Annotated in this window: 26 protein-coding genes; 12 read left to right on the top strand and 14 right to left on the bottom strand. The window is 71.4% G+C overall.

What is annotated here, in order from left to right; genetic code table 11:
• Positions 1 to 73: 73 nt before the first annotated feature.
• Positions 74 to 502: an organic hydroperoxide resistance protein gene (locus ACZ4TR_RS27810; protein ID WP_465289715.1), complete on the bottom strand. Its 429-nt coding sequence runs from the start codon at positions 500 to 502 to the stop codon at positions 74 to 76.
• Between the two features lie 101 nt (positions 503 to 603).
• Positions 604 to 1,644, bottom strand: coding sequence for an aldo/keto reductase (locus tag ACZ4TR_RS27805; RefSeq protein WP_465289713.1), 1,041 nt, complete (start codon positions 1,642 to 1,644; stop codon positions 604 to 606).
• A gap of 72 nt (positions 1,645 to 1,716) precedes the next feature.
• Here ACZ4TR_RS27805 and ACZ4TR_RS27800 point away from each other — a divergent pair, with 72 nt between their 5' ends.
• Positions 1,717 to 2,253 carry a TetR/AcrR family transcriptional regulator gene (locus tag ACZ4TR_RS27800; protein WP_465289711.1) on the top strand — a complete coding sequence of 179 codons (537 nt, stop codon included), beginning with the start codon at positions 1,717 to 1,719 and terminating at the stop codon, positions 2,251 to 2,253.
• 13 nt (positions 2,254 to 2,266) lie between these two features.
• Here ACZ4TR_RS27800 and ACZ4TR_RS27795 read toward each other — a convergent pair whose 3' ends face one another.
• From ACZ4TR_RS27795 to ACZ4TR_RS27775, 5 genes are all read right to left on the bottom strand, one after another.
• Positions 2,267 to 2,887, bottom strand: a complete 621-nt coding sequence (locus ACZ4TR_RS27795) for a TetR/AcrR family transcriptional regulator (protein WP_465289709.1) — start codon at positions 2,885 to 2,887, stop codon at positions 2,267 to 2,269.
• A 30-nt stretch (positions 2,888 to 2,917) separates the two neighbouring features.
• Positions 2,918 to 3,775 (bottom strand): oxidoreductase, encoded by an 858-nt coding sequence (locus ACZ4TR_RS27790; protein WP_465289707.1) that lies wholly within the window; start codon positions 3,773 to 3,775, stop codon positions 2,918 to 2,920.
• 103 nt (positions 3,776 to 3,878) lie between these two features.
• The gene (locus tag ACZ4TR_RS27785; RefSeq protein WP_465289705.1) at positions 3,879 to 4,283 is read right to left on the bottom strand and encodes a GlcG/HbpS family heme-binding protein; all 405 of its coding nucleotides are present in this window, start codon (positions 4,281 to 4,283) and stop codon (positions 3,879 to 3,881) included.
• Positions 4,280 to 4,477 (bottom strand): hypothetical protein, encoded by a 198-nt coding sequence (locus ACZ4TR_RS27780; RefSeq protein WP_465289703.1) that lies wholly within the window; start codon positions 4,475 to 4,477, stop codon positions 4,280 to 4,282. Before ACZ4TR_RS27780 ends, ACZ4TR_RS27785 begins: the two co-directional genes overlap by 4 nt.
• 20 nt (positions 4,478 to 4,497) lie before the next feature.
• Complete coding sequence (locus ACZ4TR_RS27775; protein ID WP_465289796.1) at positions 4,498 to 5,451, bottom strand: NADP-dependent oxidoreductase; 954 nt, start codon at positions 5,449 to 5,451, stop codon at positions 4,498 to 4,500.
• Positions 5,452 to 5,606: 155 nt separating this feature from the next.
• On the opposite strand from ACZ4TR_RS27775, the gene ACZ4TR_RS27770 reads away from it, so the two are divergent.
• Together ACZ4TR_RS27770 and ACZ4TR_RS27765 are read left to right on the top strand one after the other, a co-directional pair.
• Positions 5,607 to 6,011, top strand: coding sequence for a winged helix-turn-helix transcriptional regulator (locus ACZ4TR_RS27770; RefSeq protein ID WP_465289701.1), 405 nt, complete (start codon positions 5,607 to 5,609; stop codon positions 6,009 to 6,011).
• 28 nt (positions 6,012 to 6,039) lie between these two features.
• Positions 6,040 to 6,597, top strand: a complete 558-nt coding sequence (locus tag ACZ4TR_RS27765) for a hypothetical protein (protein ID WP_465289699.1) — start codon at positions 6,040 to 6,042, stop codon at positions 6,595 to 6,597.
• On the opposite strand, the gene ACZ4TR_RS27760 is transcribed toward ACZ4TR_RS27765, so the two are convergent.
• On the bottom strand, positions 6,594 to 7,541 hold the full coding sequence (locus ACZ4TR_RS27760) for a ketopantoate reductase family protein (RefSeq protein WP_465289697.1): 948 nt from the start codon (positions 7,539 to 7,541) through the stop codon (positions 6,594 to 6,596). The genes ACZ4TR_RS27765 and ACZ4TR_RS27760 overlap by 4 nt on opposite strands.
• Positions 7,542 to 7,636: 95 nt before the next feature.
• Here ACZ4TR_RS27760 and ACZ4TR_RS27755 point away from each other — a divergent pair, with 95 nt between their 5' ends.
• Both ACZ4TR_RS27755 and ACZ4TR_RS27750 read left to right on the top strand, forming a co-directional pair.
• Positions 7,637 to 8,293 (top strand): TetR/AcrR family transcriptional regulator, encoded by a 657-nt coding sequence (locus ACZ4TR_RS27755; RefSeq protein WP_465289695.1) that lies wholly within the window; start codon positions 7,637 to 7,639, stop codon positions 8,291 to 8,293.
• A 33-nt stretch (positions 8,294 to 8,326) separates the two neighbouring features.
• Positions 8,327 to 8,773 (top strand): alpha/beta fold hydrolase, encoded by a 447-nt coding sequence (locus ACZ4TR_RS27750; protein ID WP_465289694.1) that lies wholly within the window; start codon positions 8,327 to 8,329, stop codon positions 8,771 to 8,773.
• Positions 8,774 to 8,946: 173 nt separating this feature from the next.
• Here the strand turns inward: ACZ4TR_RS27750 and ACZ4TR_RS27745 are convergent, their stop codons facing one another.
• From ACZ4TR_RS27745 to ACZ4TR_RS27735, 3 genes are read right to left on the bottom strand one after another with little or no spacing between them, the layout of a single operon-like run.
• Positions 8,947 to 10,530, bottom strand: coding sequence for a hydantoinase B/oxoprolinase family protein (locus tag ACZ4TR_RS27745; protein WP_465289692.1), 1,584 nt, complete (start codon positions 10,528 to 10,530; stop codon positions 8,947 to 8,949).
• Positions 10,527 to 12,584, bottom strand: coding sequence for a hydantoinase/oxoprolinase family protein (locus ACZ4TR_RS27740; RefSeq protein WP_465289690.1), 2,058 nt, complete (start codon positions 12,582 to 12,584; stop codon positions 10,527 to 10,529). The genes ACZ4TR_RS27745 and ACZ4TR_RS27740 overlap by 4 nt, the downstream gene beginning before the upstream one ends.
• A gap of 26 nt (positions 12,585 to 12,610) precedes the next feature.
• Positions 12,611 to 13,948 carry an MFS transporter gene (locus tag ACZ4TR_RS27735; protein WP_465289689.1) on the bottom strand — a complete coding sequence of 446 codons (1,338 nt, stop codon included), beginning with the start codon at positions 13,946 to 13,948 and terminating at the stop codon, positions 12,611 to 12,613.
• A 138-nt stretch (positions 13,949 to 14,086) separates the two neighbouring features.
• On the opposite strand from ACZ4TR_RS27735, the gene ACZ4TR_RS27730 reads away from it, so the two are divergent.
• Together ACZ4TR_RS27730 and ACZ4TR_RS27725 are read left to right on the top strand one after the other, a co-directional pair.
• Complete coding sequence (locus ACZ4TR_RS27730) at positions 14,087 to 15,112, top strand: LacI family DNA-binding transcriptional regulator (RefSeq protein WP_465289687.1); 1,026 nt, start codon at positions 14,087 to 14,089, stop codon at positions 15,110 to 15,112.
• Positions 15,113 to 15,234: 122 nt separating this feature from the next.
• A complete protein-coding gene (locus tag ACZ4TR_RS27725; protein ID WP_364521363.1) occupies positions 15,235 to 15,390 on the top strand; it encodes a hypothetical protein in 156 nt (51 codons plus the stop codon).
• A gap of 15 nt (positions 15,391 to 15,405) precedes the next feature.
• Here ACZ4TR_RS27725 and ACZ4TR_RS27720 read toward each other — a convergent pair whose 3' ends face one another.
• Positions 15,406 to 16,908 carry an MFS transporter gene (locus ACZ4TR_RS27720; RefSeq protein WP_465289686.1) on the bottom strand — a complete coding sequence of 501 codons (1,503 nt, stop codon included), beginning with the start codon at positions 16,906 to 16,908 and terminating at the stop codon, positions 15,406 to 15,408.
• Between the two features lie 148 nt (positions 16,909 to 17,056).
• Here ACZ4TR_RS27720 and ACZ4TR_RS27715 point away from each other — a divergent pair, with 148 nt between their 5' ends.
• Positions 17,057 to 17,527, top strand: a complete 471-nt coding sequence (locus ACZ4TR_RS27715; RefSeq protein WP_465289684.1) for a hypothetical protein — start codon at positions 17,057 to 17,059, stop codon at positions 17,525 to 17,527.
• 37 nt (positions 17,528 to 17,564) lie between these two features.
• Here ACZ4TR_RS27715 and ACZ4TR_RS27710 read toward each other — a convergent pair whose 3' ends face one another.
• Positions 17,565 to 18,242 (bottom strand): nitroreductase, encoded by a 678-nt coding sequence (locus ACZ4TR_RS27710; RefSeq protein WP_465289682.1) that lies wholly within the window; start codon positions 18,240 to 18,242, stop codon positions 17,565 to 17,567.
• Positions 18,243 to 18,330: 88 nt separating this feature from the next.
• On the opposite strand from ACZ4TR_RS27710, the gene ACZ4TR_RS27705 reads away from it, so the two are divergent.
• Positions 18,331 to 18,921, top strand: a complete 591-nt coding sequence (locus tag ACZ4TR_RS27705) for a TetR/AcrR family transcriptional regulator (RefSeq protein WP_465289680.1) — start codon at positions 18,331 to 18,333, stop codon at positions 18,919 to 18,921.
• A gap of 24 nt (positions 18,922 to 18,945) precedes the next feature.
• Here ACZ4TR_RS27705 and ACZ4TR_RS27700 read toward each other — a convergent pair whose 3' ends face one another.
• A complete protein-coding gene (locus ACZ4TR_RS27700) occupies positions 18,946 to 20,151 on the bottom strand; it encodes an MFS transporter (protein ID WP_465289678.1) in 1,206 nt (401 codons plus the stop codon).
• A gap of 93 nt (positions 20,152 to 20,244) precedes the next feature.
• On the opposite strand from ACZ4TR_RS27700, the gene ACZ4TR_RS27695 reads away from it, so the two are divergent.
• From ACZ4TR_RS27695 to ACZ4TR_RS27685, 3 genes are all read left to right on the top strand, one after another.
• Complete coding sequence (locus ACZ4TR_RS27695; RefSeq protein WP_465289677.1) at positions 20,245 to 21,411, top strand: citrate synthase; 1,167 nt, start codon at positions 20,245 to 20,247, stop codon at positions 21,409 to 21,411.
• A gap of 65 nt (positions 21,412 to 21,476) precedes the next feature.
• Entirely contained in the window at positions 21,477 to 21,932 is a 456-nt protein-coding gene (locus tag ACZ4TR_RS27690) for a MarR family winged helix-turn-helix transcriptional regulator (protein WP_465289676.1), read from the top strand.
• Complete coding sequence (locus ACZ4TR_RS27685) at positions 21,929 to 22,528, top strand: NADPH-dependent FMN reductase (RefSeq protein WP_465289675.1); 600 nt, start codon at positions 21,929 to 21,931, stop codon at positions 22,526 to 22,528. Before ACZ4TR_RS27690 ends, ACZ4TR_RS27685 begins: the two co-directional genes overlap by 4 nt.
• Positions 22,529 to 22,545: the final 17 nt, after the last annotated feature.

Below are 22,545 nucleotides of genomic sequence, written 5' to 3'. Positions count from 1 at the left end.
CCCCACCGGGCGCGCGGCCGGCGGCGGGTCGTCCGGCCGGGCCGACTGTCCACATCGGCCCGGCCGGTGAGGATCAGGCGACGGTCGCGTCGACGGTCACCGGGATGTTGCCGCGGGTCGCGTTGGAGTACGGGCAGATCGCGTGCGCGGCTTCGACGAGCTCGTCGGCCGTCGCCTGGTCCACCCCGGAGAGTTCGACGTGCAGCGCGGCGGCGAGGCTGAACCCGCCTTCCGGCGTCGCGTGCACCTGCACCTCGGCGACGACCGCGGAGTCGGTGACCCGGGTCTTCCGCTGTGCGGCAACGGCCTTGAGCGCCGAGTGGAAGCACGAGGCCCAGCCCGCCGCGAACAGCTGCTCCGGGTTGGTGGCACCGCCGGGACCACCCATTTCCTTCGGAATCGCCAGGGTGATGTCGAGCAGGCCGTCGTCGGACCTGGCCTGCCCTCCCGCCCGGCCGTCGCCGGTGGAGGTGGCGATGCCGAGGTACAGGGGTTCGCTCATGACGGGAGTCCTTTCTCGATCGCGGAGTCGCGATACCGAACGTTCTATCTTGACTCATCATGCGACCCCACCTTCATCTCTGTCAATACCGAACGTTCTCCTCACACCACGGGAACGTGCGGGGCGTCGAGCAGGCTGCGGTCGCCGTCGATGCCGTGGGCCCACGCGGCCGCGACGTCTTCATGCGGCGCGCCCCAGGGAATCGCGCCGACCTCGTCCAGCAGCCGGCAGTGCTCCGGGCCGAGTTCGACGTCCAGGGCCTGGAGATAGCCGTCCAGCTGAGCCGGAGTCCGTGGTCCCACGATGGGGATCATCGACGTCCGAGCCTGCGCGGCGCGGTGACGGAGCCAGGCCAGCGCGACCTGGACCGGGCCGGTCCCGGCCTCCTCGGCGACCGCGAGGACGGCGTCCAGGACAGCGGTGCGGTGATCGGTGCCCTCGCCGGCCCGGGCACTGAGCCGCCCCTGCTCGCCGCGCCGGTACTTCCCGGTCAGCAGACCGCCGGCCAGCGGCGAGTACAGGACGACCCCGAGCCCGTGGGCCTGGGCCATCGGGATCAGCTCCCGTTCGGCGGAGCGTTCGGCCAGGCTGTACTCGGTCTGGATGCCCGCCAGCGGCGTGCGCCCGCTCAGCTCGGACCGGACGGCGGCGCCCGCGACCCGCCAGGCCGGGAAGTTCGACAGGCCGCCGTAGCGGATCTTGCCCGACCGGATCAGGTCCTCGAAGCCGGCCAGGATCTCCGCCACCGGGGTGACGCCGTCCGGGAAGTGCGGCATGAAGACGTCGACGTGATCGGTCTTCAGCCGCCGCAAGCTCTCCTCCAGCGAGCGGATCATGATCTTGCGGCTGTTGCCGGTGGTCCCCGGCCGGACCCGGGCCTGCCGGGTCCCGCCGTACTTGGTGATCACCACGAAGTCGTCGCGCTCGCGACCGAGGAGATCACCCAGGACGGTCTCGGCCTCGCCGTTCTGGTAGATGTTCGAGACGTCGAAGGTGGTGCCGCCGGCCGCGACGAACGCCTCGAAGATCGCCTTGGCGCCCGCCAGGCCGGCGGCGGTGGGAGCCGAGCCGAAGGTGGCCGTGCCGAGCACGTACTCCGAGACCCGCAACCCGCTGTGTCGTCCGAATGTCTGGTAGCGCACGGAAATCTCCTCGAGGCACGAGCTGTGGGGTACAGTTCGGACGCTACCACAAAAACGAATGGTCGTTCTTTTATGCCGAGAGTCACCCAAGCCCACCTCGACGCGCGCCGTCAGCAGATCCTCGACGCCGCCCGCGCCCGCTTCGCCACGCACGGCTTCGCGCGCACGTCCATGACCGACCTCGTCGAGGCCTCGGGCCTGTCCGTCGGGGCGATCTACCGGTACTTCAAGGGCAAGGACGAGATCGTCACCGCCATCTGCGAACAGGCGGACCAAGCGCTCCCCACCGAGCTGACGGCCGAGTCCGTGCACGGCTTCCTGGAACACATCCGCACCCTGGCGCGCGAAGAAGACCACGCGCGGCTGGTCGCGCAGATCTACGCCGAGGCCGCCGTCTCCCCGCCGCTCGCCGCCCTCGTCGGCCGGCAGCTCGAGGACCTGCGCCACGCGGTCGCCGCGCTCCTGCGGGAGCACGAGCCGGCCGAAGCGGACCGGATCGCCGAGGCGTTCGTGACTCTGTGCGGCGGCTACTCGCAGCAGCTCGCCGTGCGCGGCGACGTCGACCCGGCCCCCTTCACCGCGGCTCTCCTGGCGATCATCGGATCCTGACGCCGGGGCCGGGTCAGGACTCGATTCCCGCGATCCGCAGCCACACCACCCGGCAGGTCTCGGCCGCCTGGTCGAGCGCCTCCGGAGAATCCGCCGCAGCGTGGTAGAACGTCCGCTCGATCATCCAGCACACCGCGCGCGCCAGGGCCCGGGCGCCGTCGGGCCCCTCGTGGGCGGGAACCCCGGCGCGCACCATGATCGCGGCGATGGCGTCGATGAAGATGTCCGCGGTCTCCGTCCACAAAGCTCCGACTTCGGGGATGGCCGAGGACTGGTCGATCGCGACGCGCATCATCAGCCCGTGCTCACGCCAGCGGTCGCGGGTGCGGTTCACGGCCGTCGCGATCGCGTCCCGGGGCGCGGCGGGGTCGTCGGCCGCCGCCCGGGACTTCTCGCGGAGCGTTTCGACGGTCTTGGCGAAGAGGGCGACCAACGCCTCCTGCTTGGAGCTGAAGTAGAAGTACATCGACGCACGGGAGAGCCCGGCGCGTTCGGCGATGTCGTTCGTCGTGAGCGCGTCGAAGCTCTTGACGGCCAGCAGGTCCTCGAGGACCTCCAGGATCTTGAGCTCGCGCAGGTCCCCTTTGGACGGTGCCGCGGAGCGCCGGCGACTCCCCTTGACCGGATCAGGCATTTCCCTGTCCCCTCCCGCTTCCGCCGGCGGTCAGTTCGCCGCGATCCGGTGACCGTCCGGGAAGTCCGTGGACCGGGACAGCTCGTCCCACGCTTCGATGTCCGCGGCCACGGCGGCCCGGCCGGCCGCGACGAGCCGCAGCGCGTCCGAACCGAGCACGAGGTGCACCGGCGGCTTCTCCGCCTCGACCACCGCGAGCACCGCCTCGGCGGCCTTGGCGGGGTCGCCCAGCTGGTGGCCGCTGGCGGCCTGCCGGGCCGCGCGGATCGGCTCGAAGAGCTCGTCGTAGTCCGCGATCGACCGCTCGCTGCGGACCATCGAGCGGCCCGCCCAGTCCGTCCGGAACGACCCGGGCTCGATGATGGTCACCCGCACCCCGAACCCCGCGACCTCTTTGGACAGGGTTTCGAGCATGCCCTCCACCGCGTACTTGCTGCCGCAGTAGTAGGCCAGCCCGGGAACGGTCATCAGGCCTCCCATCGAGCTGACGGCGAAGATGTGGCCCGAGCGCCGTTTCCGCATCCCGGGCAGCACCGCGTGGACGGTGGCGGCCACGCCGAACACGTTGGTGTCGAACTGCGCCCGCAGTTCGGCCATCGGTGACTCCTCGAACACGCCCTCGTGCCCGTAACCGGCGTTCGCGATCAGCACGTCGATCGGGCCGACGCTGGATTCGACTTCGCCGACCACGCCGAAGACGGCGTCGTCATCGGTGACGTCGAGCCGCCGCGCGTGGGCGCGCCCGGGCGCGAGCGCCTCGAACTTCGCCAGGTCTCCGGCCTTGCGCACGGTACCGACGACCGTGTGCCCGGCCGCGAGCGCGCCCTGCGCGAAGGCGCGCCCGAGGCCACTGCCCGCGCCGGTGATCAGAAAGGTTCGCTTCGTCATGCCGTCGACTCTACGCTGTGTCTAGAAAAATCGACACTGTGTCGACGGTCTCGTGCGGGCGACCTCCGGCCCGCTCGATCCGGAATGGCGAAGCGTTGCGCCGTCAAGGCCGCGTGAGCCGCTTCCTCGTCCTGCCGGGCGGTTCCGCCGGAGATGCCGAGTCCGCCCACGCACACGCCGTCGTCGACAGCGGGAACCCGCCGCCCACGGCCATCAGCCGCGGGTGCTGGGCCGGCGGCGCCACGCGCGGACCGGCGACGAGGGAATTCCAGGTGTGCGTCGCGAGCCGGAACGAGGCCGCCGTCCACGCCTGGTCGATCGCGACCTCGGCGGCGAGGAACGGGTTCCCGTCCGCGCGTTCGAAGGCCACGAGGTGGCCACCGGCGTCGGTGACCGCCGTGGCGACGTCGAAGCCGGCGACGGTGACCTCGGCGCGCACGGCCTCGATCAGCGCGACGGCCGCGGCCCGGCTGATCGACGGCGCGTTGTGCGTCTTGGGCCCACTCACTTCAAACCCGAATTCGGCGTGGGAACGACCCTGGTCACCTTGATCCGGTCGACGAGCAGGAAGTCCTTCACCTTCGCATCCAACTCGTTTCGCCACCGATCGCTCTGGTAAACGTCGGCGTACAACGTCTCCCGTTCCGCTTCGTCTTCGAAGCGGCGGATCCACACGTAGCCGTCCGGGTCCTCCTCGTCCACAAAGGACGCCGTGACCGAGTTCAGGAAGCGACGCGCAGGACGAGCTTGCCGCGCGTGCGGTGGGCCTCGCCGCGCTCGTGCGCCGCGGCGACCTGCTCGAGCGGGAACACCTCTTCGACCTCCACCGCCACCTCGCCCGCGTCGATCAGGGCGCCGATGGTGGTGAGCGCAGCGCCGTCCGGCTCGACCAGGAACGGCGACACCCGCTTGCCCTTCGCCTCGGCCGCTGCCGCCAGGTCGGGCGACACACCGGCCGGCACCGCGACGAGCAGCCCACCCGGGCGCAGCACGTCCAGCGACCGCGTGCCGGTGGCGTCGTGGGCGTCGCCGACCAGGTCGAGCACGACGTCGACGTCGGACACCGCGTCCTCGAACCGGACGGCGGTGTAGTCGACGAGCTCGTCCACGCCGAGCTTGGTGAGCCAGTCGTGGCTGCCGGCCCGGGCGGTGCCGAGCACGTGCGCGCCGAGGTGCTTGGCGAACTGGACCGCGAGGTGCCCGACACCGCCGCCGGCGGCGTGGATCAGCACCCGCCGGCCGGACTCGAGGTGCGCCGTGTCCACCAGGGCCTGCCACGCGGTGAGCGCGGCGAGCGGCACCGCCGCGGCCTGCTCGTGGCTGACGCTCGAAGGCTTGCGGGCGAACTGCCGCGCGGGGGCGGTGACGTACTCGGCGTAGCCGCCGGCCGCCCGCGGGAACCAGGGCATGCCGTACACCTCGTCGCCTTCCCGCAGGGTCGTGACGCCGAAGCCGGCCTTCTCCACGACACCGGAGACGTCCCAGCCCAGGATGAACGGCGGCTCGCCGAGCACGCCCGCCATCCCGGCGCCGGCCCGCGTCTTCCAGTCCACCGGGTTGATCCCGGCCGCGTGCACCTTCACCCGGACCTCGGTCGGCAGCGGTTCGGGGCGCGGCACCCGCTCCACCGAAAGCACTTCGGGACCGCCGAGGGTGTGCTGGACGACGGCGCGCATGGAGGTGTCGGACACTGGATTCTCTCCCTGGATCGGATACCCGGAAAGATCGGAAGGTGATCTTTCCCCGGACACCGGCAACGTATCCCCGGGGATATAGTTACCCGCAAGGGAGAGAACTTCCCAACGGGAAGCATCGAGGTGAGAGGCTTGCCATGGCCACCGTGTGCCTGACCGGGCAGCACTCCGACCACGACGTCTACGCCGCGCAGTGCCCGTGCCGGGCGATGCTGGACCTGCTGGCGAACAAGTGGTCCGCACTCGCGATCGGCGCGCTCGAAGACGGCCCGCAACGGTTCGGCGAGGTGCAGCGGCACCTGCAGGGAGTCAGCCCGAAGGTACTGACCCAGACCCTGCGGCGCCTGCAGGAGTTCGGCCTCGTCGATCGCACCGTCTACCCCGCGGTGCCCCTGCACGTCGAATATTCGCTCACCGAACTCGGGCACAGCGCGGCCGTGCCGCTGCGGATGCTGCGCAGCTGGGTCGAGGACAACATCGACAGCGCCGCCCACGCCGGAGCGCCGGCGGCCTCCTGCGCGACCGAGACGGCCGGCGCGTGATGTTCCCCCTGCTCGCGGTGGAGGACTTGTGGCCGACGCCGTCGTGATTCCTGGCGGTGCGTTCGGGCCGGCAGCGGGGCTGCTGATGTATGCCGGGGTGGTGGCGGAGCGACGCGGCGTGGCAGTGCACCGGCACTGGTGGTCACAGCCGCCGTCGCCACCGTTGGAGCCGCAGAGCGAAAGCTGGGTGTGCGACGAGATCAGGCCCCTGCTCGACCGTCTCGGTGGAAGCCCGCTGCTGATCGGGAAGTCACTCGGGACGAATGCTGCCACGCCGGCCGCCGAGCGGAGCCTGCCGGCGGTGTGGCTGACGCCGATTCTCACCGTGCCGTGGGTGGTCGCCGCTTTGGAGCGGGCAACCGCGCCCATGCTGCTGGTGGGCGGCACGGGCGATGCGTTGTGGGACGGCGCCGAGGCTCGCCGGCTGTCGCCGTACCTGCTGGAGGTCGAGGAGGCCGACCACGGCATGCAGGTTCCCGGCCCGGTCAGCGAGTCGGTCGCCGTGCTCGGCCGCGTGCTCACCGCGATCGACGAGTTCCTCGACACGATCGCCTGGCCGAGCCGAGCAACGAAGGGCCGAGGCTAGGCGAACACCGGTTCCAGCGCCGCGAGACGCGGGAGCGGGACACCGAGCCTGCGGCCGTCGGCCAGCACGTCCCGGGGGTAGAGACCGGCCGATTCACGACTCAGGCGGCCGGAATCTTCGATCTGCTCCATGAGGAAGCCGGCCAAGTTGTTCCCGCCGAGGACCTTGCGCAGGACGAAGCCGAGCAGCCCGGCCGGAAGGTGCGAGACGATCGCGGCGCCCAGCCTGGGCGTTCCCCCTTTGGCCGTCATCAGGGGAATCATTTCCCGGATGAGCAGGATCGATTCTTCGGCCGCGGCTCGCGATCGCACGAAGTCCGCGAACCCGCCCGCCTTGATCATCGGGGTCAAGAACCCGGCGTCCAGGATGAAATGGAACCAGAGCCAGCTGCGGAAGTCCCGGTGTTCGGAAACCGCGAAACCCGCGCCCCGAAAGAGAGCACGCACCGCCCGGTAGCGTCCGGTGCGATTCGCGTCACCGCAGAATCCCATGAAGACGGTCTTCAGGATTCCGCCCCGGAGCGTGGACCCGTCGAACCCGCCGCCTCCGCCCGGAAAACCCCAGACCACCTGCTCGCCGGGCAGTGCCGAAACGGCGACCACGGGGTCGGTCCACACGTTGTTGAACACCAGCACGGTGGCATCGCCGACGCGCGAACCCAGGAAGGCGGTGGCCTCGGCCAGCTGGTCGTGGTTGACGCTCAGGACGATGAGGTCGTAGTCGTGGCCGGCGTCCAGTTCTTCCCGCAGGACGATCGGCCACTTCTCACTGACCGGACGCCCGCCGCGATCGGCGCGGCCGTCCCGGATTTCCAGGTCGGCCACGGGGCCGTAGGCGGCCGCGCGGCCGGGACGGACGTAGAACTCGACCTGGTTTCCGGCCTTCTCCAGTGCCCACCCGTAAAGCGTCGCGATCGCGCCGCGACCGAAGAACAGAATCTTCATTGTCTTCCTCTAACTGGAAATGGTGTTCCACTTGCTGTTTACTGTAGGCGAAGAACACCGCCGCCGTTCACCCCCGCGAGGAAGTGAGAACAATCTTGGCCGGACCGACTCACCTGCGAACGTCCGGTTTGCGGGCCGACGCGGCACACAACCGCGCGAAGATCGTCGAGGCGGCTCACGAGCTCTTCCGCGCGCGGGGCGCCGACGTCGCCATGAGCGCGATCGCCCGGCGTGCCGGGGTCGGCGTGGCGACGCTGTTCCGGCGGTTCCCGTCTCGGGAGGCCCTGCTCACCGAAGTGTTCGCCGAGCAGATCAGCCGCTGCGAGACCTTGCTGGACGAAGCCGTCGACGACCCGGACCCCTGGAACGGCTTCCGCCGCCTCATCGAGTTCATGTGCGCCGAGCAGATCAAGGACCGGGGGTTCGCCGAAGCGGTCCTCGCGTCGTTCACGGGCGAGAACGACTACCGGCACCGCCGCGACCGCGCCGAAACCGCGTTCGAAAGGCTGGTCCGCCGCGCCCGGCAAGCCGGCCGCCTCCGGCCGGACTTCGCGACCAGCGACCTCGTCATGCTCCTGTTCGCCAACGGCGGCCTCCGGGACGCCCCACCCGAGCACGCCCACGCCCTTTCCCGCCGGCTCGTCGCGTACCTCCTCGACGCGTTCGGCACCTCACCCGGCCCCGGCGGCGCCCCGCTTCCGCCGGCGAGCCCCCTCGGGCTGGAGCACGCGGTGGGCCCAGCCAAGAGATAGAACGTTCGGCTGACCGCGCCGGGATCGGCTGACATGGGGGTGGGCGCCCAGGTCCTCGCCGAGTACGGCTTCCACGTGATCCGGTTCGACAACCGGGACGCCGAGCTGTCCACCTGGCTCGACGAGCTCGGTGGTCGGCGTCTCGATGGGTGGCGGCATCGCGCAGCAGCTCGCCATCGACCGCCCCGCCGCGCCACCGTCGCGTACGACCGCGCCTACCACCCGGCCGGCACGTTCCGCCAGATCGCCGCCAACGCGATCGCCCCGGACCGCACCGGCGCCCTGCGCACCTTGAAGCTCCCGGCGGTCGTCATCCACGGCGACAGCGACCCCCTGGTCGACGTGAGCGGCGGCCGCGCCACGGCAGCGGCGATCCCCGGCGCCGAGCTGCTGGTCATCCCGGGCATGGGTCACGACCTGCCCGAAGCGGAATGGAGCCGGATCGCCGAGGCCATCGCGGCGAACGCCGCCCGGGCCTGAGGCCCGGCTGCCGCGGCCCGGGAGTTCCACGCCCAGCTGCCGTGGCGAGACCGGGCTACCGCAGGTGCGGCGGCCGCCACCGGGCTCGAAACGCAAGGCGCCATCGCGGCGAACGCCGCCCGGCTCCCCCGCAGCCGAGGGGCTCCACGCCCTGCTGCCGTGGCGAAACCGGACTACCCCAAGTGCGGCGAACCGTAGCCCCCACCACCACCGGACTCGCAACGCAACACGTCACCTCGGCGAACGCGGAGGCTGTTGACCTTCAGCATCTCCCGCGCGTCCGGGGTGCCCGGGTTCAGCACCACGCGCGGCGGAGCGCCGGCTTCGCCGCCGAACAGGCCCCACGCCGGCGTCACCGAACGCTCCCACCACAGCGACAGGTCCTGGTCGGCTTCCATCACGTACTCGCGGACCACGCCGTCGCCGCCGCGCCAGCGGCCCGCGCCGCCGGAGCCCTCCCGGATGCGGTATTCGCCGACCCGCACCGGGTACAGCGTCTCCACGACCTCGATCGGCAGATCGCGCAGCGATCCGTTGACGTTGTTGATCAAAGCCGTCTCTCCGTCGCTGCCGTCCCACGCACCCCAGCCGCCGACGGTCGCCTCCAGTGTCACGAACGGCTCGCCGGTGCGCGGGTGCTCCCCCGCGAACTGCACGATCATCGAGTCGCCGTAGCTGGCCGCGGCGACCCGGTCGGGCATGGCGGGCGCGAGCGCGGCCACGACGAGGTCGATGAGCATGCCGAGGCTGGAGTAGTAGTACTGGCACGCGGCCGGTTCCCGCGCGCCGAGCATCGACCCGTCGCGCACCTGGACCTCCAGCGGGGCGAACGAACCGCCGTTGAGGCTCACCTGCGGGGAGATCAGCAGCTTGTAGCCCACGCGGGCCGCGGAAACCGCTTGGGAGCGGCCGCAGTTGACCGGGCCGGTGGCCTGGTCGGCGCAGTCGGTGAGGTCGATGGTCATCGACTCGCCCGCGACGACGACCCGCACGCGCACCTTCAGCGGCGTGGCGGGGTCGATCGCGTCGTTGTCCAGGTAGCCGGTCGCCTCGTACTCGCCGTCCGGGATCGCCGCGATGCGTTCGCGTTCCAGCCGTTCGGTCTGGGCGAAGATCTGCTCGCGTGCCGCGTCGACGGTTTCCGCGCCGTAGCGGGCGAACAGCTCGCCGAGGCGCCGCACGCCCATGCGGGCACACGCGATCTGGGCGCGCATGTCGCCGAGCGTCACGTACGGGAACCGCACGTTCGTCTCGATCAGCCGCAGGACGTCGGCGCACTCGACGCCGCCGGCGACGATCCGCGTCGGCCCCATGCGGAGCCCTTCCTGGTAGATGTTCGTGGAATCCATCGACCCGCCGGGGTCCTTGGAGCCCATGTCGATCCAGTGTGCGCGTGAGGTCGCGAACCCGGCCAGTTCGCCGCCGACGAAGATCGGCGCGTAGACCGTGCAGTCGTTGAGGTGCGTGCCGCCGATGTAGGAGTCGTTGAGCACCCACACGTCGCCGGGCTGCCACACGTCCGCGCCGAACAGCTCCTCGGTGTGGCGGGTGCAGACCTCGAGGTTGCCGAGGAAGATCGGCAGCCCGGACGACTGGCCGAGCACGCGGTGGTGGCGGTCCAGCAGCGCGACCGCGCAGTCCTTGCCCTCGTAGATCGTCGGCGTGTACGACGACCGGATCAGGGTCATGTTCATGTCCTCGGCGGCCTGGATCAGCGCCGAGCGGATGATCTCGGTGGTGACGGGGCTGATGCTCACGCGTGGTCCTCCTGCAGGTGGTCGGCGGCCGCGAGGGTGATGACCAGGAAGCCGTGGTCGTCGACGGCGAGTTCGGCGTCCGGCGGGACGACCGTCGTGGCGGTTTCCTCGTGCACGATGGCGGGTCCGGCGAGCCGGCTGCCCGGCGCGAGCGCGGCGCGCGCCACGATCGTGGTGGGCACGGCCTTCCCGGCGAAGACGACGTCGCGCGTCACCGGGTCCGAGCGTTCGGGCGCCCCGTCGGCCGCCGCCGCGCCGCGGTCGACGACGCCGTGGCCGGTGGTGCGCAGGGCGACGAACTGCACCGGCGCGCCCGGCGTGGCGTGGCCGTAGCGCTGGTGGTGGATCTCGGCGAAGCGCGCTTCGATCGCGGGCAGGAAATCGGGGCTGTCGACCGGATCCGTGTCGAGGACCGGCACGGTCAGGGTGTAGTCCTGGCTCTCGTACCGCATGTCGATGCCGTGGGTCACCGACCGGCGGTCCTCGGCGATACCCTGCTCCCGCAACGCTTCCAGCGCCTGCTCGCGCAGCGAGTCGAGCGCCGCGCGCAGGGCGTGGGTGTCGAGCTCTGCGCCGTTTGCGAAGAACTGCAGGGTGAAGTCGCGCCGGACGTCGGCTTCGAGCATGCCCCACGCGGAGAACGCGCCGGGGAACCGCGGCACGATCACCTCGGTGATGCCGATTTCCCGGGCGATGAACGCCGCGTGCATCGGTCCCGCGCCGCCGAACGCGAGCAGCCCGAACTGCCCCGGTTCCCGGCCGTGCTCGACGGTCAGGGTGCGGATCGCCTGGGCCATCTTGGCGTTGCCGACGTCGCAGATGCCGGACGCCAGTTCGACCGGGTCCATGCCGAGCTGCTCCGCGAGGGTCGCGACGGCCTGGTGCGCGGCGTCGAGGTCGAGATCCATGCCGCCGCCGGCGAAGGACGCGGGGTCGACCCGGCCGAGCACGCAGTTCGCGTCGGTGATCGTGGCCTGGGTGCCGCCGTGGCCGTAGCACGCGGGGCCGGGCACGGCGCCCGCCGATTCGGGGCCCACGCGCAGCGCATCGCCCTCGGCGTAGGCGAGCGAACCGCCGCCCGCGCCGATCGTGTGCAGGTTCACCAGCGGCATCAGCAGCGGGAAACCCTCGGCCTCGCCGTCCGGCGAGACGTCGGCCGCGTGGTCGAGCACGAGGGAGACGTCGAACGAGGTGCCGCCCATGTCGACGCAGATCAGGTCGGGGCGGCCGAGCAGCTTCGCCGCCGCGACCCCGCCCATCGTGCCGCCGACCGGGCCGGACAGCAGCGTCTGCAAGGGGTGCCGCCGGGCGAACCCGGCGTTGACCAGCCCGCCGGAGGACTGCATGACGTGCACCGGGACGTGCAGGCCCTTCTCGGTGAACCGGCCCTCGATGCGGTCCAGGTAGCGGTGCACCGACGGGCCGGTGTAGGCCTCCAGCACGGCGGTGGACGTCCGCTCGTACTCCCGCCACTCCGGGGCGACCTCGTGGGAGAGCACGACCAGCACGTCGTCGCCGAGTTCTTCGCGCAGGATCTCCCCGGCCCGGCGCTCGTGCCCGGAATCGAGGTAGGAGAACAGGAAACACACCGCGACGGCCTCGAAACCCTCCGCCCGCACGCGTTTGGCGACCAGCCGCACGGCGTCTTCGTCGAGGGGTTCGCGTTCGGTGCCGCCGGCGTCGAGCCGGCCGGCCACCTCCGCGACCGCCTCCGGTCCGACGAGCGGCACCGGCTTGCGGTAGTGCAGGTCGAACAGCCGGTTGCGGTTGCCGCGGGCGATCCGGTAGACGTCCCCGATCCCCTGGGTGGTCAGGATCAGCACCTTCGCGCCGCGCCGTTCGAGCAGCGCGTTCAGCCCTTGCGTGGTGCCGTGCACGAAGAACTCGATGTCGGCGAACGGCAGGTCGAACTGCTCCAGCGCGCCGAAGACGCCGCGCGCGAGGTCGTCGGGGGTGGTGAGCACCTTGCCCGCGCGCAGCCGCTGCGTCGCGCCGTCGTGGACGACCACGTCGGTGAAGGTGCCGCCGATGTCCATGGCGACCCGGTAGGTCATGGGAACTCCTTGTCGGATGGGGGAAATCAGGTGAGCGCGCGGCCTTCGGTCTCGGGCAGCGGCAGGACGGCGAGGAGGGCGACGACGAGGAACGCCATGATCGACGCGACGGTCAGCGAGGACGCCACGCCGTGATCCATCATGGCGCCGATCACCGGCACGGAGACGGTGTTCGCCAGCAGGATCGCCGAGGTCGACCAGGAGTAGCCGACACCGCGCAGCCCGGTCGGCAGCACCTCGGCCGACCAGGTGTTCCAGATGCCCCAGGCACCGAGTGAGAAGAACGCGAGGATCAGGTTGCCCGCGTACAGCTGCGCGGAACCGGTGGCGAGGCCGAAGAGCACGCCGCCGATCGCCGAGGCGAGCGCGAACAGCAGGAAGATCCGCTTGCGTCCGTGGCGGCGGGTCAGCCACGCGGCGAGCAGGTACCCGGGCACCGACACGACCTGCGTCACCGCGACGAACCACAGCGCGCCGGACACGCTCAGCCCGCGGTTCTGCAGCAGCACCGGCAGCCAGGTCTGCAGACCCCAGTAGCCCCAGCTGAACGTGAACGAGGTGAGCAGCATCGGCAGGAACCGCCGCCGCACCGGCGACCGGAACAGGGTGCGCACCAGGCCCGCCCGGCCGCCGTCGTCCTCGGCGGAAAACGTGGTGTCCGCCGGGATGTCCGCGCCGAGGCCGCGCAGGACAGCGGCCGCTTCCGCGTGCCGGCCGCGCCGGGCGAGCCAGTACGGCGACTCGGGCACCCAGCGCAGCACCGCGAACGCCCACAGCCCGGCCAGCGCGGCGACGATGGCGACGGCGCGCCAGCTGATGGTGCCCAGCGACTGGCTCACGCCGATGCACAGCAGGGTGCCGATGGGGAAGCCGATGCTGAGTGCGACGGCGCCCTGGCCGCGGCGGGCGGTCGGCAGCAGTTCGAGGAAGTACGGGAACGTGACCGCGTAGACCCCGCCGAACGCGACGCCGGACAGGAACCGCAGCGCGAGGAACGGCCAGAACGCCGGGGAAAGCCCGGCGGCCAGCGCGAGCACCGCGTACAGCAGCAGGCTCGCGACCGTGACGCGGCGGCGGCCGAGCCGGTCGATCAGGCCGCCCCACAGCAGCGCGCCGGGCACCATGCCGAACGCGACCGCGGACAGCGCCCAGCCCAGCTTCGTGTTGTCGACGCCGAAGTCGCCGGCGATCCCGGTCGAGACGTAGACCAGTCCGACCTGCTCCCAGGCCTCGATGACGAAGGCGAAGAACAGGACCGAGCCGGCCAGCCAGTGCCGGCGGGTCAGCCGCATGCCGGTGCAGACGTCGCCGACCGTCGGCGCGGTGGTGACGGTGGGCGGGACGGATTCGTGCGGGGCGGCCATGGCGCCTCCTATCATCATCAAAACGTTTTGATGAGCTTTGCGGCATCAAACCCGCGCGTCGGCGCGGTGTCAAGACCCCGGCCGCCGGCCGGTGGGCGATACTGGGCCGTCGTGAGGCGGGGCGAAGGGAGAACGAGGGTGGACGGGGAGGCGGCCCGGCGGACCGTGACGATCCGCGAGGTCGCCGAGCGCGCCGGGGTTTCGATCAGCACGGTCTCGCACACGTTCTCCGGGCAGCGGCCCATTTCGGCCGCTACCCAGGCCCGCGTGCGCGAGGCCGCGGCGGAACTGGGTTACGACCCGAACCCCAGTGCCCGCTCGCTGCGAACCGGCCGGTCCGGCCTGGTGGGGCTGATCCTGCGCCCGCGCTACGCGGTCGCCGGCACGCCCGACCGCGCGGAGACGTTCAACCGGCTCGTCGGCGCGGTCGCGACCGAGATGCTGCGGCAGCGGACCGGGCTGATCCACGTACCCGACCTGCGCGACCCGGCAGTGGCGAGCGTCCCGATGGACGGCTGCATCGTGGCCCACCCGTACGGGGGCGACACGGCGCTGGCCGAACTGCTCGGCCGGGGCCTGCCCGTGGTGACCGTCGAGGAGGACCCGGACCGGCCGGAGCTGCCGTGGGCGGTCCGGCTGGACTACCCGCCGGTGGTCGAAGCGCTCCTGGAGCACCTCTACGACCAGGGTGCGCGCAGCATCCTGCTGCTCTCGGGCACCGAGGACAACGCGTGGAACCGGAGGCCGCGCGAGACGTACACGGCGTGGTGCGCGCGGCGCGCGTTGCCGCCACGGACCGGCCTGCTGAGCGAGGGCCTGAGCATGTCCGACGCCGCCGAACTGGTGCAGCCCCTGCTGTCCGATCCGGACCGGCCGGACGCGATCGTGGTCGCGACGAGCGACTTCGCCGCGCTGATCGCCGAAGTCGCCGCGGCGCAGGGACTGCGCATCCCGGACCAGCTGATGCTGGCGGCCCTGACCGACAGCGAGCACGCTCGCGCCGGCACCCCGCCGATCACGGCGATGGACCTGACCCACGAGGCACTGGCCGAACGTGCGGTCGAGCTGATGCTGGCCCGCCTGGCCGGCGCGGAAACCCCGGCCGGTCCGGTGTTCCTGACCCCGGACCTGCGACTGCGGGCCTCGACCCGGCGCACCGGCTGACGGCCGCGCGGTTCTGGGCCGGGCAGTGGCGGTGACCGGCGGGGAATCCGCTTGCGGCACCGAAAAGGCGTTCTCGTCGCGCGTGCAGGGGTAAACCCGGTACGGGCGGGTATGGCGGGAGGATGCCTCCCCGGTTGTGGCGTTGTCTCGTCGTGGTCGGTCTGCGGTACGCGCTCGGCGGCAGCCCTGGCGGCGCCGGGACGATGCTGGTGTTCTGGCTGCTCGTCACCGCGATCGTGCTCGTCGTCCCGGCACCGGGACGACGAGAACGAGGGTGAGAGCGCCGAGCGGGCTCAGGTGGAGAACGGCGAAGACGCGCCTTCCGCGCGGGTGCGGCCACGGCGGCCGGTCGCCGCCAGCGGCTGGGCGATGTCCTCCAGGGACTTGCCTTCGGCGTCGACGGCGAGGAAGCGGGCGATCAGGCCGCCCGCGATCATCACGGCCGCGCCGAGCAGGTAACCGAGGAACAGCCGGCCGGGGTGGTCCCCGGTGCCGATCAGAGCGCCGTAGAAGACCGGTCCCAGCGCGCCGAAGCACTGCGCGATCGCGAAGAACACCGCGATCGCCTTGGCCCGCACCTCCAGCGGGAAGATCTCGCTGACGGTCAGGTAACCCGCGCTGGCACCGGCGGAGGCGAAGAAGAAGATCACGCACCACGCGATCGTCTGCGTGATCGCGGTGAGGGAGCCGGTGTAGAACAGCACGGCCGTGACGGCGAGCAGGACGCCGGAAACGAGGTACGTGCCCGAGAGCATCGTCCGGCGGCCGAGGGTGTCGAAGAGGTGGCCGATGGTGAACGGGCCGACCAGGTTGCCGACCGCGAACGCGATCAGGTAGATCGGCGTGGCCACCGACGGCACCCCGTAGAACTTGCCGAGCACGAGGGTGTAGGTGAAGAAGATCGCGTTGTACAGGAACGACTGGCTGATCATCAGCGAAGCGCCCAGGATCGCCCGGGACGGGTACTCGCGGAACAGCACCCGGGCCAGCGCCACGTACCCGATCCGCTCGGCCGGCGTCACCTCCATCTCCTTGCTCCGGTCGACCGGCGGCAGGCTGCGGCCGGACTGCTCCACCTCGTGCTCGATCTGCTTGATCGACTCCTCGGCGGCGTGCTCCCGGCCGTGCATGACCTGCCAGCGCGGGCTTTCCGGCAGATGCCGCCGCACGAGCAGGATCACCAGCCCGAGCACCGGGCCGATCAGGAAGCCCAGCCGCCACCCCAGCGACATGTCCATCCGGTTGAGCAGGATGTAGGTCCCGATGGTGCCCAGCACGGCGCCGGCCCAGTACGTGCCGTTGACCGCGATGTCGACCCGGCCCCGGTAGCGGGCCGGGATCAGCTCGTCGATGGCGGAGTTGATCGCGGCGTACTCGCCGCCGATGCCCATGCCGGCGACGAACCGGGTGACGTAGAGGAAGGCGACCCAGCCCGCGCCATTGCCCAGTGTCGCCGCGGTCAGGCCGCTGCCGACGAGGTAGACCGCCAGGGTGAGCATGAACAGGTTCCGCCGGCCCAGTTTGTCGGACAGGTTGCCGAAGAAGAGGGCGCCGACCACCTCGCCGGCCAGGTAGATCGTCGCCAGCAACCCCGCCGCCGCCGACGACAGGTGCAGCGTCTCGGGCTTGGTGAGGGTGTCGGCGACGGCGCTGGCCACCGTGATTTCCAGGCCGTCGAGGATCCACGCCACCCCGAGCGCGACGACCATCCGGGTGTGGAACCGCGACCAGGGCAGCCGGTCGATGCGGGCCGGGATCAGCGTCCGGACCGCCGATGACGCGGGTGTCGCCGCCATGACAACCTCCTGGGGGAACGAGCTGCCCCGCACGGCTTCCCCCGCCGTCGCCGGTGAAACCCGGGCGGACGCAACGGTTGCCGGGGCTTGACCTCCGCGGCCGGCGTGCAACCGTCCGGCCGGGCACTTCCGTCCCTGGAGAATGCCCATGCGAAGCTTGCCCGCCTTGCCGGGTTTCCTGCTCCTCGTCGTCACCGTCACGGCGTGCGGCCTCGCCGGACCGGGGTCCGGGAACGAACCGGCGCTGTGCTCCCCCACCTACGAACCCCGCGAACTCGTCGGCCGCGGCCCGCTCCAGCCGACGTTCCCGTTCCCCTCGGGCCACCGACCGGACGAGCACCAGCCGGGCGAAACCCGCACCACGGACGCGGCCGTGATCAAGAAGATCGCCGCCGCCGCGTGTTCGCTGCCGACCCCGCCGGAGGAGCTGGCCTGCACCCTCGAACTCGGGCCGAGCTACGAACTCCGCTTCCTCGACGCGCAGGGCCGGACGACGACCCTCACCGCCGCCGGTTTCGGGTGCCAGTTCGTCGAAGGGCTGGGCCCCCGCCGGTACGACGCGAAGCCGCTCTGGGAAGCCTTGGCCGTCGCCGGTCTCCCCGCGCCGTCGCCCCGCTGACTCAGTCCACGCCGTCTTTCCTCGATGCACGCTGCGGTCAGCGATGGAAGCGGGTCGTGTTCTCCAGTGGCTCCCGGCCGACGGTGAGGGAGTTGATCGCGGCGCCGGGATCGGAGTAGCCGAACGAGATTCCGAACAGCAGCTTCCCGCCGGCGATGCCGAGCGTCTCGCGCACGGTGTCGGCGTAGAAGCTCAGCAGCGCTTGAGGGCAGCTGGCCACCCCGTAGGCGGCCATCGCCAGCAGCAGCGTCTGCGCGTACATGCCCACGTCGGCGGTCAGCCGCGGGTCGCCGGACTCCGGCGCGTACAGCAGAGCGACGTGGGGCGCACCGTAGAACCGCAGGCTCTTCTCGTCGTACGTGGCACGCAGATCGCGGTCACCGCGGGCGATGCCGAGCGTGTCGTACAAGGCGGCGCCGAACGCCGCACGCCGGCGGTGGTGCACCGGCGAGTAGATGTCGTCGCTGTACGGGAAGTCGGCGGTCCGCCGGCCGGCGCGCTCCGCGGCCACGATCGCGTCGGCCAGGCTGTCCCGCGCGGCTCCGCTGACCACCTCGACCTGCCAGGGCTGCGCGTTGGAGTTCGACGGCGCGGCGGCGGCCAGGCCGAAGATCGCCTCGATGGTCTCGTCCGGGACGCGGTCGGGCAGAAATCCCCTGGTCGCGCGCCTGTCCCGGATGAGCCGCTCCGCCACTCCGCTCATCACCGTGGTCACATCGACTCCTTAGGTACACGCTGACGTTTACCTGCGCGACCGTAGCGGACGCTCCGCGCTATGTAAACGTTGCCGTATTGTTGGCGGCATGGGAGACGAACCGGCCCGCCGAGCCGGGCGAGGCGGCCGCGAGCGCGTGCTGGCCGCCGCGAGCACCTTGTTCGCGGCGCGTGGCATCACCGCGACCACGATGGAGGACATCGCCGCCCACGCCCCGGTGTCCAAGCGGACCTTGTACGCCCACTTCCCCACCAAGGAGGACCTGGTCCTGGCCCACCTGGACCATCTCTTGCAGTCCGGCTACACGCTGCTCGAGACCCTGAAGCGGACCGACCTGCCCGCCCGCGACCGGCTCCTCGCGATGTTCGTCGTGCCACCGTGGCCGGACGGCATCGTCCATGGCTGCCCGTTCATCCACGCGGCGGCCGAGCACCCCGACCCCGCCGGCCGCGTGCACGCTTTCGCGCGCGAGCAGAAACTCGTCATGCTCGCCCTGGTCACCGGTCTCCTCGACGAACTGGGCATCGCCGAGCCACCACCATTGGCCGAGCAGCTGGTCACCCTCGCCGACGGCGCGGCCGGCCGCGCGATGGTCCTCAACGACCCCGGCTACGGCCGCCACGCCCGCGCGGCCGCCGAAACTCTGCTGGACCACGCACCCCGTCGCCCCGGCGCATAGCTCACCGCACCGGCCGAACGGCGGTCATGCCGGATCACCTGTTCTGCCCGGCAGTGCGCACGCGGCGAGCAGCGCCGCGATCGTCCACGCCGCCGGGCCGACGCCCCACCACGTGGACAGGGCGCCCGCGGTGACCGCACCGATCGTCTGAGCGCCGTAGAGCACGACGATGTACAGCGCCACCGCCCGCGACCGCAGCGAAAGGGCCACGGTCGCCTGCAGGAAACCGTTGTTGACCGTGACCATCGACGCCTGCGCGGCGCCGAAGACGAGGCCGGTCGCGAACAACGCCGGCACCGAGCCGAGCAAGGGCAGTGCCGTGAGCGCGAGCGCGGCGAACAGTGCGCACGCGGACCGCAGCGCCCGCTCGGGAACGTACCGGCGCAGGTTCGGGTAGGCCACGGCCGAGCAGACCGCGCCGATCCCGAACGCGGCCAGCACGAACCCGAGGTCGGTGGCGGAAAGGCGCCGGACCGTCAGGACGTACACCGGGACGAGCGCGGACATCGCTTGAGCCAGCGAGAAGAACGTCGCCGCGCGCACGAGCAGTTCGCGGTATCGCGGCGTGGCCCGGAGGAACGCCGTGGTTTCCCGCAGCGAATCCCGCCACGAGCCCGCGACGTTCGACGTCACGACTATCCGGCTCTTCCGGAAACACAGGACGAAACCGGCGAAGGACAGCGCGTTGGCGAGGTAGACCGGGAACCCGCCGACCGCGCCGAAGGCGAATCCGCCGGCCGCCGGGCCGAGCGTGCGGGCGAGGTTGAACGACAGGCTGTTCAGCGCCGAACCGTCCTTCACCAGATCCGCCGGCAGCACCGAGGACACTTCCGCGTTCCACGCCGGGTAGCCGGCGGCCCAGCCCGCGTTGAGCGCGAACGTCAGCACGAGGATCACGACCGGGCCGAGGCCGCCGCACCACCCGAGCACGGCGAAGACCGCCGCCACCAGGGCGCCGGTCACATTGGCCCAGAACAGGACCAGGCCACGGCCGATCCGGTCGGCCAGCACGCCCGCCGGGAACGACAGGACCACGGCCGGCAGGGTGGCCGCGGCCAGGAGCAGCGCGTTGATCAGCGGCGACGGCGAGGAGAGCGCGAGCTGCGCGGCCGCCGCGGTGTTGTGCATCCACGTACCGAAGTTGGACAGCACCGAGACGATCCACAGCTTCCGGTAGGCGGGCACGGCCAGCGGCGGCAGCCCGCGCCACGCGATACGGCTCTCGGACACCACGCCCCCTGTCGATCCGGTTCGGTCCGCCGAGCATCGCCGCCACGATCAAGGTCGTCAATCTTGATGGAATCAATGTGAGATGCTGGCGGCATGACCGATCGGACGTTCACCACGGCGCAGGCCGCCCGTCTGCTGGGGGTGAAGGCGGACACGGTGTACGCCTACGTGAGCCGCGGGCTGCTGAGCAGTACACGGGCCGCCGACGGGCGCACGAGCCGGTTCGACGCCGAGGAGGTCCGGCGCCTGGCGGCCAGGAACCGCAGGGGCGCACCGGAATCCGCCCCGATCGAGACGGCGCTCACCGTCATCCGCGACGGCGCGCTGTACTACCGGGGCCGGAACGCCGCCGAACTCGCGGGTACCACCACCTTCGAGGCCGTCGCGAACCTGTTGTGGACAGGCGTGCCGGCCGAGGACGCGGCGTTCGTGGCGGCCGAGCCCGTGCGCGAACTCGCGTGCGCGGTGATCCGGCCTCTCGCGCGGCAGGCGCGGCCGGTGGACCTGCTGCCGGTGATCGTCGGAGCCGCCGCCACCGCGGATCCGCTGCGCTACGACGTGGATCCGGCGATCGTGGTGGGCGCCGGCCGGGCCCTGCTCGCGGTGATGGTGGACGCCCTGCCCTCGTACGGGAACGCCCGGCCGGCGGACCCGCTCGCGGTGCGCCTGTGGTCGGCGCTGACCGCGAAGGAGCCGCACGAGGACGGGATCCGCGCGCTCGACGCCGCTCTGGTTTTGCTGGCCGACCACGATCTCGCGTCGTCGACGATGGCTGCCCGCACGGCGGCGTCCACCAGAGCGCATCCGTACGCGGTGGTCGCGACCGGGCTCGGAGCCCTGGACGGCCCGACGCACGGGGCGGCCGCGGAAGCGGTGCGCCGCTTCCTGCGTTCGGCGGCCGAACTGGCCGACCCGATGGCCGCCGTGGCCGACCGCGCCCACGAAACCGGCCGCGTGCCGGGGTTCGGGGAACCGCTCTACCCCGAGGGCGACCCGCGGGCGGCGAGGCTGCTCGAACTGATCCACGCGCCGAGCCCGATCCGGTCCACAGTGGACGAGCTGATGGCTGCACGGCCGGCCATGCGGCCGAACGTCGACCTCGCGCTCGCGGTGCTCGCCGAGGCCTCCGACATGGTGCCGGGTGCGGGCGAGACGATCCGCGCGATCGGGCGGACCGCGGGGTGGCTGGCGCACGCGCTGGAGGAGTACCGCGAGCGGCCGTACCGATTCCGCCCGCGGGGTTTCTACACAGGGAGCTGACCGCCGGAGCCGATCGTTCCGATCGGACAGTTCACATATCAACTGTTTACGTATAGACTGTCACCGTGAAGCAGCAACCGTCCCTGCACCGGGACCTCATGCGTTACCTGCACCGGGCCGCGTTGCTGAGCGAACGGGCCGGTGATCGCCGGTTCCAGCAGCGGATCGGCATCGGCCGGACCCTGTTCCTGGTGTTGCGGTCGATCGCCGACGCCGGCGAAGTCCCCCCGTCGCAACAGGAGATCGCCGACCTCCTGAGCCTGACGAAGGGGGCGGTCAGCCGTCACGTCGAGACCGCCCGGCACCGCGGATGGCTGGCGGTCGCGACCTCGGCCGCGTCTCGTCGTGAGCACACATTGACATTGACCCCCGCAGGCCGATCCCTCGTAACGGAAGGGCTGGCCGTCCAACGCGAGTACGAGCGACTCGGCGGCGAGCACCTGACCGACGCCGCGATGTCCACCACGATCCGCACCCTGAAGACGATCTGTGAACTCCTGGAGAACGAGGAGCGGCGATGAAGATCGAGGTCATCCTCGGCAGCACCCGCCCTGGGCGGGTCGGCGACCGCGTCTGCCGGTTCGTCATGGACAAGGCAGCCCTGGTCAACGGCGCCGAGTTCACCGTGCTCGACCTGGCCGACCACCCGATGCCGTTCTTCGACGAGCCGCTCGCACCACTGGCCAACGACGACCGCCGCCCGTCCGCCGCCGTGCGGGCTTGGCTCACAGCCGTGGCGGCTGCCGACGCCTACGTCTTCGTGACACCCGAGTACAACCACGCGCCGCCGGCAGCGCTGAAGAACGCCCTGGACTTCCTCGCCACCGAGGCCGCCGGCAAACCCGCGTCGATCGTGTCGTACTCCACCACCGCACACGGCGGGGCGCTGGCCGGTGAGCAGCTCCGGCTGGCGCTGAGCAAAGCGGGCATGCTGCCCTTGCCCAAGAGCCTCCCCCTCGCCCACGCCGACCGGCTGCTCGGCCCCACCGGCGAACTGGTCGAACGATCCGACCGGGCCCGCCGGATCGCCGAGTTCGTCCCGGCCTCCCTCCGCGACCTCGTCAACCACACCCGCGCGCTCGAAACCCTTGCCGAAGCGACACCATCCGGCCATTGAGCGACTTGCGCCCACCC

It is taken from the genome of Amycolatopsis sp. NPDC028719 (assembly GCF_055565395.1).
Note: the sequence above shows the minus strand (reverse complement) of the source record. Positions and strands in the feature narration are given on the sequence as shown.

Bases quoted from the DNA above. Each gene is read 5' to 3' on its own strand.
- ACZ4TR_RS27810 (WP_465289715.1), bottom strand. From the start codon at position 502: ATGAGCGAACCCCTGTACCTCGGCATCGCCACCTCCACCGGCGACGGC.
- ACZ4TR_RS27800 (WP_465289711.1), top strand. From the start codon at position 1,717: ATGCCGAGAGTCACCCAAGCCCACCTCGACGCGCGCCGTCAGCAGATC.
- ACZ4TR_RS27795 (WP_465289709.1), bottom strand. From the start codon at position 2,887: ATGCCTGATCCGGTCAAGGGGAGTCGCCGGCGCTCCGCGGCACCGTCC.
- ACZ4TR_RS27790 (WP_465289707.1), bottom strand. From the start codon at position 3,775: ATGACGAAGCGAACCTTTCTGATCACCGGCGCGGGCAGTGGCCTCGGG.
- ACZ4TR_RS27775 (WP_465289796.1), bottom strand. From the start codon at position 5,451: ATGCGCGCCGTCGTCCAGCACACCCTCGGCGGTCCCGAAGTGCTTTCG.
- ACZ4TR_RS27770 (WP_465289701.1), top strand. From the start codon at position 5,607: ATGGCCACCGTGTGCCTGACCGGGCAGCACTCCGACCACGACGTCTAC.
- ACZ4TR_RS27760 (WP_465289697.1), bottom strand. From the start codon at position 7,541: ATGAAGATTCTGTTCTTCGGTCGCGGCGCGATCGCGACGCTTTACGGG.
- ACZ4TR_RS27750 (WP_465289694.1), top strand. From the start codon at position 8,327: ATGGGGGTGGGCGCCCAGGTCCTCGCCGAGTACGGCTTCCACGTGATC.
- ACZ4TR_RS27740 (WP_465289690.1), bottom strand. From the start codon at position 12,584: ATGACCTACCGGGTCGCCATGGACATCGGCGGCACCTTCACCGACGTG.
- ACZ4TR_RS27735 (WP_465289689.1), bottom strand. From the start codon at position 13,948: ATGGCCGCCCCGCACGAATCCGTCCCGCCCACCGTCACCACCGCGCCG.
- ACZ4TR_RS27725 (WP_364521363.1), top strand. From the start codon at position 15,235: ATGCCTCCCCGGTTGTGGCGTTGTCTCGTCGTGGTCGGTCTGCGGTAC.
- ACZ4TR_RS27720 (WP_465289686.1), bottom strand. From the start codon at position 16,908: ATGGCGGCGACACCCGCGTCATCGGCGGTCCGGACGCTGATCCCGGCC.
- ACZ4TR_RS27715 (WP_465289684.1), top strand. From the start codon at position 17,057: ATGCGAAGCTTGCCCGCCTTGCCGGGTTTCCTGCTCCTCGTCGTCACC.
- ACZ4TR_RS27705 (WP_465289680.1), top strand. From the start codon at position 18,331: ATGGGAGACGAACCGGCCCGCCGAGCCGGGCGAGGCGGCCGCGAGCGC.
- ACZ4TR_RS27695 (WP_465289677.1), top strand. From the start codon at position 20,245: ATGACCGATCGGACGTTCACCACGGCGCAGGCCGCCCGTCTGCTGGGG.
- ACZ4TR_RS27685 (WP_465289675.1), top strand. From the start codon at position 21,929: ATGAAGATCGAGGTCATCCTCGGCAGCACCCGCCCTGGGCGGGTCGGC.